The sequence below is a fragment of the Telluria sp. ZB4P37 genome (assembly GCF_059685855.1).
The window spans coordinates 388,993-405,166 of record NZ_JCASID010000003.1 but is presented as its reverse complement, the minus strand read 5'-3'; the positions used below and the strand labels follow the sequence as shown (position 1 = coordinate 405,166).

19 protein-coding genes are annotated in these 16,174 nt (G+C 66.3%); 5 read left to right on the top strand and 14 right to left on the bottom strand.

Going from position 1 to position 16,174, the window contains the following annotated elements:
• Positions 1 to 3: 3 nt before the first annotated feature.
• From gspD to gpmA, 13 genes are all read right to left on the bottom strand, one after another.
• On the bottom strand, positions 4 to 2,319 hold the full coding sequence (gspD, locus tag AC56K1_RS09205; RefSeq protein ID WP_497157537.1) for a type II secretion system secretin GspD: 2,316 nt from the start codon (positions 2,317 to 2,319) through the stop codon (positions 4 to 6).
• Positions 2,319 to 3,092, bottom strand: coding sequence for a type II secretion system protein N (gspN, locus tag AC56K1_RS09200; RefSeq protein ID WP_497157536.1), 774 nt, complete (start codon positions 3,090 to 3,092; stop codon positions 2,319 to 2,321). The genes gspD and gspN overlap by 1 nt, the downstream gene beginning before the upstream one ends.
• Positions 3,089 to 3,619: a type II secretion system protein M gene (locus tag AC56K1_RS09195; RefSeq protein WP_497157535.1), complete on the bottom strand. Its 531-nt coding sequence runs from the start codon at positions 3,617 to 3,619 to the stop codon at positions 3,089 to 3,091. The genes gspN and AC56K1_RS09195 overlap by 4 nt, the downstream gene beginning before the upstream one ends.
• A complete protein-coding gene (gspL, locus tag AC56K1_RS09190) occupies positions 3,616 to 4,836 on the bottom strand; it encodes a type II secretion system protein GspL (RefSeq protein WP_497157534.1) in 1,221 nt (406 codons plus the stop codon). Before gspL ends, AC56K1_RS09195 begins: the two co-directional genes overlap by 4 nt.
• Before the next feature lie 16 nt (positions 4,837 to 4,852).
• On the bottom strand, positions 4,853 to 5,857 hold the full coding sequence (gene gspK, locus AC56K1_RS09185; protein ID WP_497157533.1) for a type II secretion system minor pseudopilin GspK: 1,005 nt from the start codon (positions 5,855 to 5,857) through the stop codon (positions 4,853 to 4,855).
• 11 nt (positions 5,858 to 5,868) lie between these two features.
• Positions 5,869 to 6,507 carry a PulJ/GspJ family protein gene (locus AC56K1_RS09180; protein ID WP_497157532.1) on the bottom strand — a complete coding sequence of 213 codons (639 nt, stop codon included), beginning with the start codon at positions 6,505 to 6,507 and terminating at the stop codon, positions 5,869 to 5,871.
• Positions 6,504 to 6,899 carry a type II secretion system minor pseudopilin GspI gene (gene gspI / locus AC56K1_RS09175; protein ID WP_497157531.1) on the bottom strand — a complete coding sequence of 132 codons (396 nt, stop codon included), beginning with the start codon at positions 6,897 to 6,899 and terminating at the stop codon, positions 6,504 to 6,506. Before gspI ends, AC56K1_RS09180 begins: the two co-directional genes overlap by 4 nt.
• Positions 6,900 to 6,907: 8 nt before the next feature.
• Entirely contained in the window at positions 6,908 to 7,387 is a 480-nt protein-coding gene (locus AC56K1_RS09170) for a GspH/FimT family pseudopilin (RefSeq protein WP_497157530.1), read from the bottom strand.
• An 8-nt stretch (positions 7,388 to 7,395) separates the two neighbouring features.
• Positions 7,396 to 7,839 (bottom strand): type II secretion system major pseudopilin GspG, encoded by a 444-nt coding sequence (gspG, locus tag AC56K1_RS09165; protein ID WP_497157529.1) that lies wholly within the window; start codon positions 7,837 to 7,839, stop codon positions 7,396 to 7,398.
• 129 nt (positions 7,840 to 7,968) lie between these two features.
• Positions 7,969 to 8,727, bottom strand: a complete 759-nt coding sequence (locus tag AC56K1_RS09160; RefSeq protein ID WP_497157528.1) for a HesA/MoeB/ThiF family protein — start codon at positions 8,725 to 8,727, stop codon at positions 7,969 to 7,971.
• Between the two features lie 167 nt (positions 8,728 to 8,894).
• Positions 8,895 to 10,379, bottom strand: coding sequence for a S41 family peptidase (locus tag AC56K1_RS09155; protein WP_497157527.1), 1,485 nt, complete (start codon positions 10,377 to 10,379; stop codon positions 8,895 to 8,897).
• A 10-nt stretch (positions 10,380 to 10,389) separates the two neighbouring features.
• Positions 10,390 to 11,805 carry a murein hydrolase activator EnvC family protein gene (locus AC56K1_RS09150; protein WP_497157526.1) on the bottom strand — a complete coding sequence of 472 codons (1,416 nt, stop codon included), beginning with the start codon at positions 11,803 to 11,805 and terminating at the stop codon, positions 10,390 to 10,392.
• 17 nt (positions 11,806 to 11,822) lie between these two features.
• Entirely contained in the window at positions 11,823 to 12,569 is a 747-nt protein-coding gene (gpmA, locus tag AC56K1_RS09145; protein WP_497157525.1) for a 2,3-diphosphoglycerate-dependent phosphoglycerate mutase, read from the bottom strand.
• A gap of 85 nt (positions 12,570 to 12,654) precedes the next feature.
• Between gpmA and AC56K1_RS09140 the strand changes: the two genes are divergently transcribed.
• The 5 genes from AC56K1_RS09140 (at position 12,655) to AC56K1_RS09120 (ending at position 15,579) form a co-directional block, all read left to right on the top strand.
• Positions 12,655 to 13,056 (top strand): rhodanese-like domain-containing protein, encoded by a 402-nt coding sequence (locus tag AC56K1_RS09140; protein WP_497157524.1) that lies wholly within the window; start codon positions 12,655 to 12,657, stop codon positions 13,054 to 13,056.
• 26 nt (positions 13,057 to 13,082) lie between these two features.
• Positions 13,083 to 13,346 carry a glutaredoxin 3 gene (gene grxC, locus AC56K1_RS09135; RefSeq protein WP_497157523.1) on the top strand — a complete coding sequence of 88 codons (264 nt, stop codon included), beginning with the start codon at positions 13,083 to 13,085 and terminating at the stop codon, positions 13,344 to 13,346.
• A gap of 150 nt (positions 13,347 to 13,496) precedes the next feature.
• Positions 13,497 to 13,955: a protein-export chaperone SecB gene (gene secB, locus AC56K1_RS09130; RefSeq protein WP_489875198.1), complete on the top strand. Its 459-nt coding sequence runs from the start codon at positions 13,497 to 13,499 to the stop codon at positions 13,953 to 13,955.
• 117 nt (positions 13,956 to 14,072) lie between these two features.
• Positions 14,073 to 14,513, top strand: coding sequence for an SH3 domain-containing protein (locus AC56K1_RS09125; RefSeq protein ID WP_497157522.1), 441 nt, complete (start codon positions 14,073 to 14,075; stop codon positions 14,511 to 14,513).
• 19 nt (positions 14,514 to 14,532) lie between these two features.
• On the top strand, positions 14,533 to 15,579 hold the full coding sequence (locus AC56K1_RS09120; RefSeq protein WP_497157521.1) for an NAD(P)H-dependent glycerol-3-phosphate dehydrogenase: 1,047 nt from the start codon (positions 14,533 to 14,535) through the stop codon (positions 15,577 to 15,579).
• Between the two features lie 198 nt (positions 15,580 to 15,777).
• Here the strand turns inward: AC56K1_RS09120 and AC56K1_RS09115 are convergent, their stop codons facing one another.
• A complete protein-coding gene (locus tag AC56K1_RS09115) occupies positions 15,778 to 16,152 on the bottom strand; it encodes a cupin domain-containing protein (RefSeq protein WP_497157520.1) in 375 nt (124 codons plus the stop codon).
• Positions 16,153 to 16,174 lie beyond the last annotated feature (22 nt).

The following is a 16,174-nucleotide window of genomic DNA, read 5'->3' as shown; positions in this document are numbered from 1 at the left end:
GCTTTATTTCTGGTTCGATGGCGTGACCGGACGGAACTGCGAGCCGGGACGCTGCTGCTGGGACTGTACTTGCTGGCCCTGCGGAACCGGCTGGCCGCTGGCCGCACCCGGCGCGCTACCCACCGCCGGGGTCGTCTGCACCGGCGTGGTCGCCATCGCACCGCCGGTCGGCGGCTGGCCATTGGTCAGCGGCGGCAGCAGCGGTGCGCCGAGGTCGCGCATCAGGACGGATTCCTGCTGCGTCTGGCCGGCAGCACCCACGCCGCGCATGTATTCGTAACGGTCCATTGCCAGGGAAGCCGAGGCTTCCTTGCTGCGCACCACCACCGGGCGCAGGAACACCATCAGGTTGGTCTTGGTCCGGTTGCGGCTGCGGTACTTGAACAGATTGCCCAGGATCGGGATGTCGCCCAGGCCGCGTACTTTCTCTTCGCCATCGCCCTCGGTGTCTTCGATGAGGCCGCCGAGCACGACGATCTGGCCATCATCGGCCAGCACATTGGTTTCGATCGCACGCACGTTCGTGGTCACGCCCGAGGCCAGGGTGCGGGTGGACGTGTCGACGCTCGAGTTCTCGTGGTAGATCGCCATCTTGATGGTACCCCCTTCCGAGATCTGCGGGCGCACCTTGAGCAGCAGGCCGACGTCCTTGCGGTCGATGGTCTGGAAGGGGTTGGAGCTGCCGCTGGTGCCGGTGGTGAACGAGCCGGTGATGATCGGCACGTTCTGGCCGACCTTGATGGTCGCCAGCTCGTTGTCGAGCGTGATCATGTTCGGCGTCGACAGGATGTTGGCATTGCCATCGTTCTCGAGGAAGCGCGCGACCGCGCCCAGGCCGAGGTTGCCGGCCACCTGGCGGAACAGGCCGATCGACAGGCCGCCCGGCAGGCTCGGGATCGAGTCGCCGGACAGGCCGGTAGTGGCGGCGGCGGCCAGGTTGACGATATTGCTGTTGCCGTTGGTGGCAAAGGACTGCAGGCCGCCGATGCGGTATTTGCTGTCGGCGTCGCCGCTGGCGCCGACCCATTGCACGCCGAATTCGGAGGCCTTGTTGGAAGTGACCTCGACCACCAGCGCCTCGATGTAGACCTGGGCGCGGCGCACGTCGAGCATGTCGATCACGCCGCGCAGGTTGCGGTAGATCGCGTCCGGGGCGGTGATGATCAGGCTGTTGGTCGAGGCGTCGGCCTGGATGAAGCCCGAACCCTGGCTGCCGCCGGCGCCGCCCGCCGTGGGCTGGCCCTGCTGGCCGAAGGAACTGCCGCTGCCGCCGATGCCGCCGCCGCTCTGCTGGCCCTGCTGGCCGCCGAGGCCGCCCTGCCCACCCTGGCCACCGGTGGTGCTGCCGGCCTGGATCGAGCCGCCCGAGGTGCCTTGCTGCTGCACCGGCACCGCGGAAGCATCCTGCGACACGACGGCGCGCAGGGTCTGGGCCACGCGGCTGGCGTCCGCGTTCTTCAGGTAGACGACGTGGATATTGCCTTGCGACGAGGTCTGCGCATCGAGGCGCGCGATCAGCGTCTTGGCCAGGTTGGCGCGCGCCTGCGAGGGTGCGCGCACCACCACCGAATTGGTGCGCGGGTCGGCCAGCACGCTGACCCGGCCGGAATCACCGCCGGCCGCCGGTTCCAGCAGGCGGCTGACGAGCGCGGCGATGTCGCTGGCAATCGCGTTGCGGATCGGGATCACGTCGAGGTCGGCCGCCACCGGGGTGTCGAGCGCGCCGATGATCTTGGCCAGGCGGCGCAGGTTGTCGGCGTAGTCGGTGATGACCAGGGTGTTGTTGCCCGGGTTCGCCATGATGGAATTGTTCGGCGAAATCAGCGGGCGCAGCACGGCGGTCAGGTTGGCGGCCGACTCGTACGACAGGTAGAACACCTGGGTCGCGATCTGGTCGCCGGTCGCCTTGCTGGCGCGCACGCCGCCGATCTGGGTCGGCGAGGACTGGGCCTTGGCTTCGGCTTCCGGCACAACCTTGGCATAGCCGTCGCCGCTGGTGACCACGGCATAGCCCTGCAGGCGCAGCGTCGAGGTCAGCAGGCCGAAGGCCTGGGTTTTACTGAGGGATTTTTCCGACACCAGGGTGATTGTGCCCTTCACGCGCGGGTCGATGATGAAGGTCATGCCAGTGTAGTGGCCGATGGCCTTGATCACCGACTCGATGTCGGCGTTGACGAAGCTCAGCGCCGCGGCGTTCGCACTATCCTGGGCCCAGGCCGGCGCGGGCGCCAGCACGGTAGCAGCACAGCACAGCATGGCGCCGGCGGCAAGACGGCGCAGGGCCGGAAGACGGGAAGTGGTTCGGGTCATTGTTTTCATTATCTGAACTCGAGTGCGATTATGTTCTTGCCGTTCACCATGCGACGCTGGCCCAGCAGGTTGAGCATATTGCCCAGCGTCGCTTCGTATCCTTCGGCGGCCGAGGCCTGTCCGGAAAAGCGCAGGCGGCCGTTTTGCAGCATACCTGAGCCCGACAGTAACAGCGCACCGCGCACGGTACGCAAATTCAGGTCGGCCGCGTTGCCGCGCCAGTTGAATGCCATTTCATAGCTGCCCAGCGGCTTGACCGGCGACATGCGCGAGCCCATGTCCGACAGGGTCAGCACGGTGCGGCCCTGGATGGCCACTGCATTGGGCTGCCGCAGCAGGTCGAGCGTGTTCCATACCAGCCGGATGGTGCCGGAGGGCGCCAGCGTATTGAGCGGCGCGCCGAGCCCGGCCAGGCCTTCGGCCGGCAGCAGCAATTCACCGCTGCTCACCTGCCACTGCGACCAGCTGCCTTCGATGCGTACCGGGCGCACCAGCGCCTGCGGGTTTTCCAAGGTCATGCTGACCTGGCCGAACAGCACCAGCGGCGACAGGGTCCAGGCAAAGCGTCCCGGCAGCAGCGGCGTGACCGCTCCGCTCTGGCCCGGCGCCCCGCCCACGAAAGCCGAGCCGTTCCAGAGCGTACCTTGCGCATCTCCCAGAGTCAAACGCCCGCCGGTCTGCTGTTCGACGACCGGGCCCAGCCACGAGGCAGGCAGGAAGGCGAGCACCGTGACCAGCACGGCCAGCGCGGTCGGCACCAGCCACAGGAAGAAACGCTTCATTGGGCCGCGCCATTATTCTGGCGCAGCGTCAGGGTGGCATCGACCTGGCCTACGGCAGCCAGCGCCGTGAAGGCGGCATCCTGCACTTGCACCCGGTTCTCGCGCCGCTGGGCATCGAGCCAGGACGCCAGGTTGGCGAAGGACACGCCATTGAACTGGACCTTGGCGTATTCGCCGGTCAGGGTGATCGAGCCGGCCGTGAGGCCGCGCTGGCCCATGCTGGCGAGCAGCGCTTCGCGCGTCATGGGCGGCGCGGGCGGGGCCGGGTTGGCGGCCACGGTGGAGGCTTCGGCAGCCAGGGTTTGCAGCTGGGCCGCCTGCTGCCGCAACGCCGGCAGCGAGCGGCGCAGGGTGTCGCGCCCTTCGATGGCCGGGGCCAGCAGCAGCGCATAGACCAGCGAGACCAGGACGACGGCGGCGCCGATGGCCAGGAACTTGCGCTCCTGCTCGGTGCGGGCCAGCCAGTAGGCCAGCGCGCGTTCGCGCACGGCGCCGAATCTGGCGCCGATGTTTGCTGCAGCCTTCATTGGGTGCCTCCTGTACCGAGTGCCGTACTGCGGATCACCCAGGTGGCGGGTGCGGTCTCTTCCAAGGTCATATTGCGCGCCCCAAGCGCGGCGCGCAACTGGCCACTTGAGGCAGGATCAACCGTTTCGGGTTTGACGCGCACGGTCAGCGCGCGTTCCCGGAACTCCATTGACGCAATGCCGGGCGGGCGTCCGAGACCGCGTACCGCCTCGCCGAACACGCCGGCGATCCAGCCGAACTCGTCGGTACCGATCTGGCCGCCGGCCAGCTTGGCGCGCGCGATGTTCTGGCGCATCTGCGCCACCGGATCGATGACCGGCTGGTTCGGATAGGCGCTGCGGAAGGTCTGGGCCATTTCCTGGCGCACCGCATCGGCTTCGCGCTTCAGGCGCAGCCACTCGATGTTGACGCCGATGATGTTGACCACGACCGCGGCCAGCGCCAGGCGGATCGGCCAGCGCCAGCGGCTCCAGTCGCGCTGGGCGACGCCGGCGGTGCCCAGTCCGGGCACCAGGTCGAGGGTCGAGGTTTTTGATCCGGCGATCCAGTGCTCCCACGCATCGGCCTCCAGCGTGACACCGGGACCGGCCTCGAGCAGCAGGGCCTGGTATTCGCCGAGCTGCTCCTGCGGCACGTATAGCACCATGGGTGCGTCGCCGGACAGCGCGCGCGCGGTCTGCAGCGCGACTTCCGGGTTGCCGTCGAGCGCCAGGCCGATGCCTTCGTACTGGCCCTGGCGCAGCAGCAATTCGCCATGGCCGATGGCGGCGCTCACGCTCCCCGGCAGCAGCGGCAGGCATAGCTGCGAAGGCATGGCGGCGACGGCGCGCGCACCCATGCCGAGCAAGGCCTTCACCATTTGCTCGAGCCAGCTGCGGTGCACCACGCCGACCGCACGGCGGCCGTCGGGCAAGGCGGGACCGGCGACCAGCACGCAGTCGAGCGGGTCGCCCAGGATCTGCTCTTCGACCAGGCCCGGCAGGGCTGCGCGCAGGCGTGCGCTGCTCAGGGGCGGGGCCTGGACCGCCAGCATGGTGACGTCGGCGCCGGCCAGCAGCAGCACCACGCGGCGGCAGGCGGCGACCACGTCGCCCAAGTTGTGCAGCGCGCCTTCTCCTTGCTGCTCGATGGCGCCGGTGTCGGATACCACGGCGAAGCGGCACAGTGCGCCCTCGCCTTCGGCCCGCGCCGGGTGCCGGATATAAAGTGTAGTCAAACTGTCTCGCTTTCTTCTAGTTTTGGCGGGTCCAGATTACATCGGTGCCGCCGCCGCCGATCACGCCATCTTTGCGCGCGATGAGCGACTCGGCGTTCAGGGCGGCGCGGTCCAGGCGGATACGGCTTTGCACGATGAACCAGCTGCTCTTGATACCGTAGGCGTCGGACGGCACCGCATCGTCGGTCAACCGGGCTTCCGACTTGAACTGCTCGACGTTGTTCCATGGCGCGGTCTTGCGGCGCGCCACCAGGGTGTTGGCCTGGGACAGCGACATGCCCGGCACCAGCGCCGCCAGCAGCTCGGCCGGCACCGTGTTCACGTTCAGCGGCGTCGACCCCACCGGCAACACGATCAGGTAGGGACGCAGCGTGGCCAGCACTTCCGGCGTGACGCCCTGCACCGCCAGCAGGTCGTCCACCTGCAGCACCGGAATCGGCACGCCGTTGGCCGGCGGCACCACAAGCTGGGCTGCGCCGCCCTGCTGCTGTTGCTGCTGTTCCTGCTGCTGTTGCGGGTCCAATACGGCCGCCTGCTGGCCCTGCGCAACAAAAATCCCGACCCGCTCGGCCAGCCGCGCGTCCAGGCGCAATTGCGTCAGCAGCCGTTTGAAAATTTCTTCCTGCGCCTTCACGCGCTGCCGGTTCTGCGCCAGGTTGGCCAGATTGTAACGCGCCGTGGCGTCGACAATGTTACCCGACAGCGAGGCATCGAAGGTCTCGCCTTCGACCCGCTCGCGTTCGATGTACTGGTCGAGCCGGGTCTCGGCCAGCGGCGTGGCCCAGACCTGGTCGAGCGAGGTGTATTGCGAGGTGTAGGCATCCTGGCGCAGCACCAGGCTGGCCCAGTCGAGCGCGCCGCGCAGGATCCACTGGGTCTGCAGTTGCAGGCGCTGGTTTTCCATCGAGCGCACTTGCACCTGCTGCTGCCAGAACAGGCTGGCGACGATCGAGATCGCCAGCGTGGTCAGCAGCAAAGCGGTGACGACGGCGACGCCGCGCTGGCGTAGCGAATGGGGCATCGGGCGGGCCATCAGGTACCCCCGAGCAGGAAGTACTTGACCATCGGCCCGGCCAGTCCCTGCGAGGTGAGGGCGACCTGGATGCCGCGCGCCTCTTCGGCCTGGGCGCCTTCGACCACCGGGACCGGTTCCTTGTGCCAGGCATTGTTCTGCCAGGACTGGACCTGCATCGCGGCCAGGCCGGTCTGCAGCGTGACGGGCGGCGCCGATTCGGAGGGTGCATCGCTGGCGGCGGCCTGCCACAGCGCATCGAGCTGGGACAGGTCGCGCGTGCCGCGCGATTCGCGCCGCACCAGGGCGCCGTTGACGATGCGGTAGGACACCACGGCCAGCTGCGACGGCTCGTTTTCGTTGTAGACCTTGCGCACCAGCGTGAGACGGTTGTCTTCCCATTGCAGGTTGGGACGGCGGCCGATGACGGCGCGTTCGGCCAGGTGTTCGCCGTCGCTCTGCATCTGCGCAAACGCCAGCTGCATGCCGCGCGTGACTTCCATGTTCTCGGTGAGCGCGATGCGGGCGCGCACGATACCGTCCAGCCCGCGCCAGCCGAGCACGGCCAGGATGGCGAGGATGCTGATCGCCACCAGCAGCTCGACGAGGGTGAAGCCGGCGCGCCGCTGCCGCGTGGCTGAGCGAATAGCTGGAGTCATGTGCGGGAAGGCCTCAGGACGAGCTGTATCAGTTTGACGATGCGGCGCTCGGGACGTTCGGCGTCGAACACCGACACTTCGATCCGGCGTAATTGCGGGTTCGGGCTGGTGATGACTTCTTCTTCGCAAATGAGCTGGAGGTCGCCTTGGGCGCAGGGGAAATTGCGCTTGCCCACAGGAGGGAATTCGCGGCCCAGGCGGATCTGCACCAGCCGGTTTTCGGCCGACCAGGTCGCCATCATCGACGAGCGCAGGCCGGCGCTGTTCGAGGTGAGACTGCCGACCGCGCGCAGGCCGGCGCCGAGCGCGGTGCCGACGATGACGAGCGCCACCAGCACTTCGAGCAGGGTGAATCCGGTTGCGGCGGAGGGGCGGCGCAGATGCATGGTCATGGGACGCTTCACTCCACCGTAAAGTGTCCGACGCCGTCGGCCCGGATCGCGACCGCGTCGTCGCCGGCGGCCAGGGTCAGCACGAAGGGCTTGTCGACCGGCTCGCGGCCGAAGACGATGCGCAGCGCCTCCGGGTTGGCGCCTGAATTGGGTTCGAGCACAAGGCGCAGCGGGCCGCTCTTGAAGTTCCGTTCGCGCAGCAAATCGTCGCGCGTGACCGGCTCCCAGCCGGTGTCGTTGCGCACGATGAAGCGGTAGCGTTCGGGATTGGCCTCGAAGGCCACCTGGCGGTTGCGCACGATGGCCTCGTCACGCGCCAGCTGAAGGAGCAAGGCGATGCGCTGGGCTTCCTGCTGCAGGTTCTGGCGCGGCGACGGGATGGCGTTGAGCGAAGCGAGCCCCAGCGTGATGCCGATGATGACCATCACGACCAGCAGCTCCACCAGGGTGAAGCCGGTTGCTCTGCGCAGGGCGCCATGGGCCCGCATAAGAAACCTTATTCCCAGGAACCGACGTCGGCATCCTCGCCGGTGCCGCCGGGCTGGCCATCGGCACCCAGCGAGAAGATGTCCACTTCGCCATGAATGCCTGGCGACAGGTACTGGTAGCCATTGCCCCACGGGTCTTTCGGAAGCTTTTCGAGATAGCCGCCGGATTTCCAGCCATTCGCGGACGGGCCGGACGTCGGCTTGGTGACCAGGGCGACAAGGCCCTGCTCGGTGCTCGGGTAGCGCTGGTTGTCGAGCTTGTAGAGCTTGAGGGCCTGCATCATGGTGGCGATGTCGACCTTGGCGGCGGTCACGCGCGATTCGCCGGTGCGGCCCAGCAGCTTCGGCACGACCAGGGCGCCAAGGATGCCGATGATGACCACCACGACCATGATCTCGACCAGGGTGAAACCGCGTGCGCGGCGCTGCTTACGTTGCGAATCAATGTGCATAGATAATCTTTGCAATAAGTCGGTTGAAGCGAAACAGGTTAAGCCGATGTCAGCAGGACTTGCCCGCTGCGGGTTAGCAATTGTATGCCAGCTTTCCGTGCGCCGCCTTTCTTAATTGTGTGGCCGATTCTACGCCGGATGGCGGGCCGCGCAGACCGGGCAGGATGGATTGCGGGCCACGCCGATGGCGGTCCATTCCATGGCGCGTCCGTCGAGCAGCAGCAGGCGTCCCGCCAGCGGCTGGCCGATGCCGGCCACCAGCTTCATCGCCTCGGCCGCCTGCATGGCGCCGATCACGCCCACCAGCGGCGCGAACACGCCCATGGTGCTGCAGGCCGCGTCCTCCATGTGGCTGTCCTCGGGGAACAGGCAGGCGTAGCACGGGGTATCCGGCCTGGTGGTGTCGAAGACCGAGAGCTGGCCGTCGAAGCGGATCACGGCGCCGGAGACCAGCGGTTTGCCTTCCACCACGCAGGCGCGGTTGACGGCGTGGCGGGTGGCGAAGTTGTCGCTGCAGTCCAGCACGACGGTGGCGGCGCGGACCAGCTGCAGCAGGCGCTCGCCTGCTGCGCGTTCGCACAGGGCAACCACCTCGATGCCGGGGTTGATGGCCAGCAGGGCTGCGCGGCCGGACTCGGCTTTGGGCTGGCCGATGCGCGCGGTGGTGTGCATGACCTGGCGCTGCAGGTTGGTCAGGTCGACCTGGTCGTCGTCGACCAGGGTGATGTTGCCGATGCCGCCCGAGGCAAGGTAGAGCGCGGCCGGCGAACCGAGGCCGCCGGCGCCGATAATGAGGGCGTGGGCGTCGAGCAAGCGCTGCTGGCCTTCGATGCCGATGTCGTCGAGCAGGATGTGGCGGGAGTAGCGCAGGAGTTGGGTGTCGTTCATTGGAGCCGGGGGTGTGCGACGGAGGTCAACTTGGGTCCCCCGCCTGCGCGGGGACGACGGTCTTTGGGGTGGCGGCTAAAGAGGCGCGCCACGTTTACTCCACCGACAATAAGCAACGTCGTCCCCGCGAAGGCGGGGACCCCATTTTGAAAGCGTACTGCGAACGCTTACTTCTTCGCCGGCGCCTTCAGCTCCGGCGGCTTGGCCTCCGCCCCCGGCAAGCCCTTCGGCGCCGCCGGCTTGGCCGCATCCGGATCCGCCTTGGCCAGCACGACCTTCTGCCCCTTGAAATGGTTGATCGCCTGCGCCAGCTGGAAGTCGTCCTTGCTGCCGTAGTCGAGCGGCTTGCGGTCTTTCAGCTGGGCGATGGCGCGCTGCTGGGCGTCCAGTGCCGCGCGGGCATCCTTGGCGGCAGGGGTCTTCTCGGCTTCGGCTTCGCTGGCCAGGTGGCGCTGCAGATCCGCTTCGCGCACGCGCAGCACGGCCAGCGCATCGCCCTCGAGCGTTTCGTCGACCTTCATGTCGGGCACGATGCCGGTGGCCTGGATCGGGCGGCCTTTCGGGGTGTAGTAGCGCGCCGTGGTGAGCTTGACGGCGGTGTCGGCCGACAGCTGGCGCAGGGTCTGCACCGAGCCCTTGCCGAAGGTCTGGCTGCCCATCACGATCGCGCGCTGGTAGTCCTGCAGCGCGCCGGCGACGATTTCCGAGGCCGAGGCCGAGCCGCCATTGACCAGCACCACCATCGGCACCGTCTTGAGGCCTGCCGGCAGGCCGGCCAGCGGGTCAGCGCCGCGCTGGGAATAATGGTCGCGGCGGCCGTAGAACTGCTGGTTCGAATCGGCCAGCTGGCCCTTGGTCGAGACGATGAGTTGATCCGGCTTGGGCAGGAAGGCCGCCGACACGCCGACCGCACCGGGCAGCAGGCCGCCCGGGTCGTTACGCAGGTCGAGCACCAGGCCTTTGATGTCCGGGTTCTCCGCGTACAAGGCCTTGGCCTTTTTCGCCAGCTCGTCGACGGTGTTTTCCTGGAACTGGCTCACGCGCAGCCAGGCATAGCCCGGCTCCACCATCTTGGCCTTGACGCTCTGGACCACGATTTCCTGGCGCGCCACCGGCAGAACCCACGGGCGGTCTTCGCCGCGGCGGGCGATGGTCAGCGTGACCTTGCTGCCGGCCTTGCCGCGCATGCGCTTGATCGCTTCGTCCAGCGACATATTACGCACCGGAACGTTGTCGATGCGGGTGATCAGGTCGCCCGACTTGATGCCGGCCTTGTGCGCGGGTGTGTCTTCGATCGGGGACACCACCTTGACATAGCCGTCTTCGCTGGCCACTTCGATGCCGACGCCGACGAACTTGCCCTGCACCGCCTCCTTCATTTCGCGGAAGGCTTTCTGGTCGAGATAGGTGGAATGCGGGTCGAGCGAGGCGACCATGCCGCCGATGGCTTCGGACAGGAGCTTCTTGTCCTCGACCGGCTCGACATAGTCCGTCTTGATCAGGCCATAGACATCGGCCAGCTGGCGCAGCTCGTCGAGCGGCAGCGGCGACTTGATGTCTTTCTGTGCATGGGCCGAGAACTGGAAGGAGGCGGCGACACCGGCCACCATGCCCAGTCCGATCAGGCCAATGTTCTTTGCTTTGCTGCTCATAAATGTGCCCCTAGAATTTGATCCAGCTTGCCGGATCGAAGGCCTTGCCGCGATGCCTGAGCTCAAAGTATAGCCCCGATTCCTCGTTGCCGCCGGTGTTGCCGGCGCTCGCGACAGCCTCGCCGGCGCGCACCATGTCGCCCGGGCGTTTCAGGAGCGCCGAGTTGTTCCCATAGATCGACAGGTACTCGCCGCCATGGTCGATGATGATCAGGTTGCCGAAGCCCCGCATCCAGTCGGCGTGGACCACCCGGCCCGGTCCGACGGCGCGGATCTCGGTGCCTTCCGCCGCCTTGATGAACATGCCTTTCCAGGTCGGCCCTTCGCCGCGGCGGGCGCCGAAGCGCGCCGCGATGCTGCCGCTGACCGGCACGCTCAAGCGGCCTTTCAGACTGGCAAAGGCGCCGCTTGGTGCGGCTGGGGCCAGCGTGACTTCGGCTGGCGGCGGCGCCGTCGGTTTCTCGACGGGTTTGGGGTGCTCGGCCACCTTCGGTGGTTCCGGTTCGGGCTCCGGTTTCGGCTTGGTGCCGGGCTTGGCGTTCTGGCGTGCGATGCGTTCGCGTTCCGCCTTCTCGGCCGCAAGCTTGGCGCGCGCCAGGGCCCGCGCTTTTTCTTCTGCTTCCGCCTTGGCCCTGGCGGCGGCCAGCGCCACCTGGCGGCGCTGCTCGGCTTCGGCCTGCTCGCGCAGCAGGCGCGTCAGGCGATCGACCAGGCCGCTCATGCGCTGCTCGTCGCGCTGCAGGCGGTCGGCCTGCTTGCGCTGGTCGGACAGCTTGCTGGATAAATCCAACAGCAGCGCGCTGCGGCGCGACTTTTCCTTTTCCAGCAGCGCTTTCTGATCGCGCTGCTCGTCGGCGATTTCCTGCAACTCCTGCTGGGCGTTCTCGACCTTGTCGCGGTTGGCCTCGACCTGGGCCAGGTTGGTGCGCAGCGCGCCCAGCAGCTTGGCCTGGGCCTGCGAGACATAGGCCATCATCTGCAGGTCGCGGTTGATGCGGTTCGGGTTGTCGCCGGACAGCAGCAGCTTGATCCGGTCTTCGTTGCCAGCCACATAGTGCTCACGCAGCAGCTTGGACAATTGTTTTTTTTGATTAACAATTGTTTGGGCCAGCCGTTCCTGCTCCTGCGCCAGGCTGTTCACCCGGGTGCTGGTGGCATCCTGCTCCTCGGCCAGGTCGCGCAGGGCGCGGTTGGCGTCGGAAATGGAGGCCTCGGACTCCGCCAGCTCGTCGGCAGCGTCTTCCTTTTCGCTTTCGGTGCGGGCGATCTCGCGCTTGATGGCCTGCAGCCGCTGCTGGATACCGGCGCGCTGCTTCTCCGCCGTCAGCTTCTGGCGGCTGCGGTCGGTCTGGCGTTGGGCGTAAGCGGGACTGGACAGCGCGGCGGCCAGCAGCGCGCACAGGAGCGCGCTGCCAACTGACTTCATGGATGGCAAACGCAAACTTACTTCGCCTTCCCTTGGTTGGCCACGGCCGCCACGGCGGCGGCAATCGCTTCCTGGTCGCCCAGGTAATAGCTCTTGATCGGCTTGAGGTCGGCATCGAGCTCATACACCAGCGGCTGGCCGTTCGGGATATTCAGGCCGACGATGTCGGTGTCGCTGATGTTGTCCAGCATCTTGATGATGGCGCGCAGGCTGTTGCCGTGGGCCGAGATCAGGATGTTCTTGCCGGCTCGGATGGCCGGGGCGATTTCCTCGTCCCATGCAGGCATCACGCGCGCCACGGTGTCCTTCAGGCATTCGGTCAGCGGGATCTGCGACATCTCGAGGTTGGCGTAGCGCGGATCCTTGAACGAGGTGCGCTCGTCGTCGGGAGCCAGGGCCGGCGGCGGGGTGTCGTAGCTGCGGCGCCAGACCAGCACCTGCTCGTCGCCGTATTTGGCGGCCGTCTCGCCCTTGTCCAGTCCCTGCAGGGCGCCGTAGTGGCGCTCGTTCAGGCGCCAGTCGTTCTTGACCGGCAGGTACATCATGTCCATTTCGTCCATCGCCAGCCACAGGGTGCGGATGGCACGCTTGAGCACCGAGGTATAAGCCAGGTCGAAGGTAAAACCGGCGTCGCGCAGGGCACGGCCGGCGTTTTTCGCCTCCTGGATGCCCTTTTCGGTGAGGTCGACGTCGACCCAGCCGGTAAACCGGTTGGCCAGGTTCCAGGTGGATTCGCCATGGCGCATGAATACGATTTTGTACATAAGCTCTTCTTTAAAAGGTGCGATTGATATCCGGTCCAGCATCTATTTTATAATGCGCCGATTCAGTTCAACCATTGGAAGCCTTGTGAATTTCATTCTCGATAATATCTTCGTCGTGGCAATCGCCGTCATTTCGGGCGCCGCCCTGCTCTGGCCAGCCATGGCGCCGCGCGGCAAGCGCGCCTCCCCGCTGCAGGCCACGCAGATGATCAATCGCGGCAAGACCGTCGTTCTGGACGTGCGCAGTGCCGACGAATTTGCTGCCGGCCATGTGCGCGACGCAAAAAACATCCCGCTGGCAGACTTGAACAATCGTATCGGCGAGCTGGACAAGTCCAAGGGCCGCAGCTTCATCGTCGTCTGCCAGACCGGCGCCCGCGCCGACAAGGCAGTGCGCCTGCTGGCGGCCGCCGGCTTCGATGACGCGCATGCGCTCGAAGGCGGCTTGACGGCCTGGACCGCGGCTGGCCTGCCGGTGACCAAGTAACCAATGCCATTCAGGAAGGAAGCATCATGACCCAACACGTCGTTCTGTACCACACCGCAAGCTGCCCGTACTGCGTTCGCGCCGAGCGCCTGCTCGAAGCCAAGGGCGTGACCGCCATCGAACGCATCCGTGTCGACCTCGATCCGGAACAGCGCCAGATCATGATGCAGCGCACCGGCCGCCGTACCGTCCCGCAAATCTATGTGGGCGAGACCCACGTCGGCGGCTTCGACGACCTGTACGCCCTCGACCAGGCAGGCCGCCTGGACCCGTTGCTGCAAGGCCAGTAAATCCGCCAAAGTACGCCTGATTTGACAGGCTTTGGGCGGCGCGCCGGCGGGGGTATTTTATCCAAATTGATTTTGATACAATTGCCGTCGCGTTTGACCAAAGCACCGTGACGGCGCGTCCGTCCATCCAAAATTTCACGAAAGCGTTCCATGTCCGACGAAAACCTGCAACCAGTCTTCCAAATCCAACGCGTCTACCTGAAAGACATGTCGCTGGAGCAACCGAATTCCCCGGCGATCTTCCTCGAGCAGGAAGCCCCGACCATCGAAGTGTCGCTGGACGTCGGCGCCGACAGTATCGCCGACGGCATCTACGAGTCGACCGTGACCATCACCGTCACCGCCAAGGTCAAGGACAAGGTCGCTTTCCTGGTCGAAGGCAAGCAGGCCGGCATCTTCGAAGCCCGCAACATCCCTGCCGAGCAGATGGATCCGCTGCTGGGTATCGGCTGCCCGAACATCGTCTACCCTTACCTGCGCGCCAACATCGCCGACGTGATCAGCCGCGCCGGCTTCCCACCGGTGCACCTGGCCGAGATCAACTTCGAAGCCTTCTACCAGCAGCGCCAGCAAGCCATGGCACAGGCTGCCGAAGCTCCGGCACAGTAAGTCGTTCTTTCGCGGGCATCGCTAGCGGTGCCCGTGCTTGCCTTCCGGCGTCCACGGTATTACCCCGGTTTACCCGCGATTTTTGATCCGCGGATTTGATCCGATCTTTGGCTCGCCATGATCCCATCCCGTCTCCTCGCCAGCGTGCTCCTGTTGTCCGCACCGGCTGCGTTCGGCTTCGATTTCAAGAGCGTCGGCCCGGCCCCCGTGATCCTGTACGACACCCCCACCACCCGGGGCGCCAAGCTGTACATCGCGCCGCGCGGCATGCCGCTGCAGGTTGTTATCGGCTATGGCGACTGGGTCAAGGTGCGCGACGTGAATGGCGAACTGGCCTGGACCGAAGCCAAGGGGCTGGTGGCGCGCCGCAACGTCATCGTCAGCACGCCCGGCGCCAAGGTCTTCGCCGAAGCGGATGACACCTCCCCCGTCCTGATGACCGCCGACAAGGGCGTGGTACTGGAACTGGTCGACCCCAGCGCGATCGCCTGGGTGCGCGTGCGCCACCGCGACGGCATCCTCGGCTATATGCGCTCGAACGACCTCTGGGGCCTGTAATGTCGCCTGCTCAATAAAAATGCAAGAACAAAAACAACCATCCAAGATTACCGTCCTGGGCGCCGGTGCCTGGGGCACGGCCGTGGCCATTGCGCTGGCGGCCCGCCATGACGTGCTGCTGTGGGGACGCAATCCCGAACAGATGGCCGAAACCCAGGCTGCACGCGAGAACCTGCACTACCTGCCGGGCTTCCCGCTGCCCTCCAGCCTGCGCGTCGGCGCCGACTTCGAGGCCGCGCTGGCCCACGTGGTCGATGCCGATTCAGACCAAGCACCACTGCTGATCCTGGCCTGCCCGGTGGCCGGCCTGCGCCCGCTGCTGGGGCAATTGAAAGGCCACGCGATGTCTGGAGCGGCCCTCCCGAACGTGGTCTGGCTGTGCAAGGGCTTCGAAGCCGGCACCGGCCTGCTGCCGCACCAGGTGGTGGCGGAAGTATTGGGCGATTCGGTCGACGGCGCAGCGCTGTCGGGCCCGTCGTTCGCGCAGGAAGTCGCGCGCGGCCTGCCCTGCGCCCTGAGCGTGGCCTCGACTTCGAGCCAGCTGCGCGAACGCGTGGTCGCCGCGGCGCACGGCAACAACCTGCGCGTCTATGCCTGCGACGACATGGTCGGCGTGGAAGTGGGCGGCGCAGTAAAAAACGTGATGGCGATCGCCACCGGCGCGGCCGACGGCCTGGGCCTCGGCCTGAATGCACGCGCGGCCCTGATTACCCGTGGCCTCGCCGAAATCACCCGCCTGGGCGTGACCCTGGGCGCACAGCCGGGCACCTTCATGGGCCTGAGCGGCATGGGCGATTTGATCCTGACCTGCACGGGCGACTTGTCGCGCAACCGGCGTGTCGGCCTGGCGCTGGCCCAAGGCAAGCAGCTCGATACCATCGTGGCCGAACTGGGGCACGTGGCGGAAGGCGTGCCGTGCGCGAAGTCGGTGCGCGCGCTGGCCCGCCGGCTGGGCGTGGACATGCCGATCACCGAGGCGGTGGCGGCGGTGCTGTTCGATGGGGTGGCGGCGACGGAGATGGCGCAGCAGTTGCTGGCAAGGGATCCGCGGGATGAGTTGGCGTAACGGTTAGGTTATTGGCTGTTCAAGCAAACTTGGGTACCGGCCTGCGCCGGCACGGCGGTTTTAAGGGTGACGGCTTTAACGAATTCGGTGTCCCGCTAACAAAAAACAACGTCATCCCGGCGAAGGCGGAGTCAATGCCATTGGCATTGGCTCCGCAATTTCGTCGCGTATCGCTAACTCGTCAGAGCGCAGCGAAGCTTAATTGCCCGACCCACGCGGATTATTCGTCGGCCCACCGCCGCGCACCGGCCCCAGCAAAATGGTCATCAAGGCCACCGCGTCATGATTCGCCCGGATCGCATGCGGTTCCCCGCCCGCCAGGTAGACCATCTCGTTCGGCCGCAGGATCGTGGTGCGCCCATACGCGTCGAACGCGATCTCGCCTTCCAGGCAAACCAGGGTCATTTCCCCTTCAACCTTGTGTTCTGGCATGGGCTTTTCCTTCGGCAGCACCAGCCGGATCAATTCCATGTGCTCGGTCTTGATCAGGGCGATCGAGGTGAAATGCGCGATGTCGTCGTCGCTGCGCTGCAAGGCGATGCGTTCGCCTGAAACTGCATGTTGCAAGGCCATGTCGCCCTCCGTAATGAATGTG

Excerpts from the sequence above, each read along its gene's own strand:
- grxC (WP_497157523.1), top strand. The coding sequence starts at position 13,083 with ATGACCCAACACGTCGTTCTGTACCACACCGCAAGCTGCCCGTACTGC.
- AC56K1_RS09160 (WP_497157528.1), bottom strand. The coding sequence starts at position 8,727 with ATGAACGACACCCAACTCCTGCGCTACTCCCGCCACATCCTGCTCGAC.
- gspN (WP_497157536.1), bottom strand. The coding sequence starts at position 3,092 with ATGAAGCGTTTCTTCCTGTGGCTGGTGCCGACCGCGCTGGCCGTGCTG.
- AC56K1_RS09180 (WP_497157532.1), bottom strand. The coding sequence starts at position 6,507 with ATGACTCCAGCTATTCGCTCAGCCACGCGGCAGCGGCGCGCCGGCTTC.
- gspK (WP_497157533.1), bottom strand. The coding sequence starts at position 5,857 with ATGCCCCATTCGCTACGCCAGCGCGGCGTCGCCGTCGTCACCGCTTTG.
- gspD (WP_497157537.1), bottom strand. The coding sequence starts at position 2,319 with ATGAAAACAATGACCCGAACCACTTCCCGTCTTCCGGCCCTGCGCCGT.
- AC56K1_RS09150 (WP_497157526.1), bottom strand. The coding sequence starts at position 11,805 with ATGAAGTCAGTTGGCAGCGCGCTCCTGTGCGCGCTGCTGGCCGCCGCG.
- AC56K1_RS09195 (WP_497157535.1), bottom strand. The coding sequence starts at position 3,619 with ATGAAGGCTGCAGCAAACATCGGCGCCAGATTCGGCGCCGTGCGCGAA.
- gspI (WP_497157531.1), bottom strand. The coding sequence starts at position 6,899 with ATGACCATGCATCTGCGCCGCCCCTCCGCCGCAACCGGATTCACCCTG.
- AC56K1_RS09120 (WP_497157521.1), top strand. The coding sequence starts at position 14,533 with ATGCAAGAACAAAAACAACCATCCAAGATTACCGTCCTGGGCGCCGGT.
- secB (WP_489875198.1), top strand. The coding sequence starts at position 13,497 with ATGTCCGACGAAAACCTGCAACCAGTCTTCCAAATCCAACGCGTCTAC.
- AC56K1_RS09155 (WP_497157527.1), bottom strand. The coding sequence starts at position 10,379 with ATGAGCAGCAAAGCAAAGAACATTGGCCTGATCGGACTGGGCATGGTG.
- AC56K1_RS09115 (WP_497157520.1), bottom strand. The coding sequence starts at position 16,152 with ATGGCCTTGCAACATGCAGTTTCAGGCGAACGCATCGCCTTGCAGCGC.
- AC56K1_RS09170 (WP_497157530.1), bottom strand. The coding sequence starts at position 7,387 with ATGCGGGCCCATGGCGCCCTGCGCAGAGCAACCGGCTTCACCCTGGTG.
- AC56K1_RS09125 (WP_497157522.1), top strand. The coding sequence starts at position 14,073 with ATGATCCCATCCCGTCTCCTCGCCAGCGTGCTCCTGTTGTCCGCACCG.
- gspG (WP_497157529.1), bottom strand. The coding sequence starts at position 7,839 with ATGCACATTGATTCGCAACGTAAGCAGCGCCGCGCACGCGGTTTCACC.
- gpmA (WP_497157525.1), bottom strand. The coding sequence starts at position 12,569 with ATGTACAAAATCGTATTCATGCGCCATGGCGAATCCACCTGGAACCTG.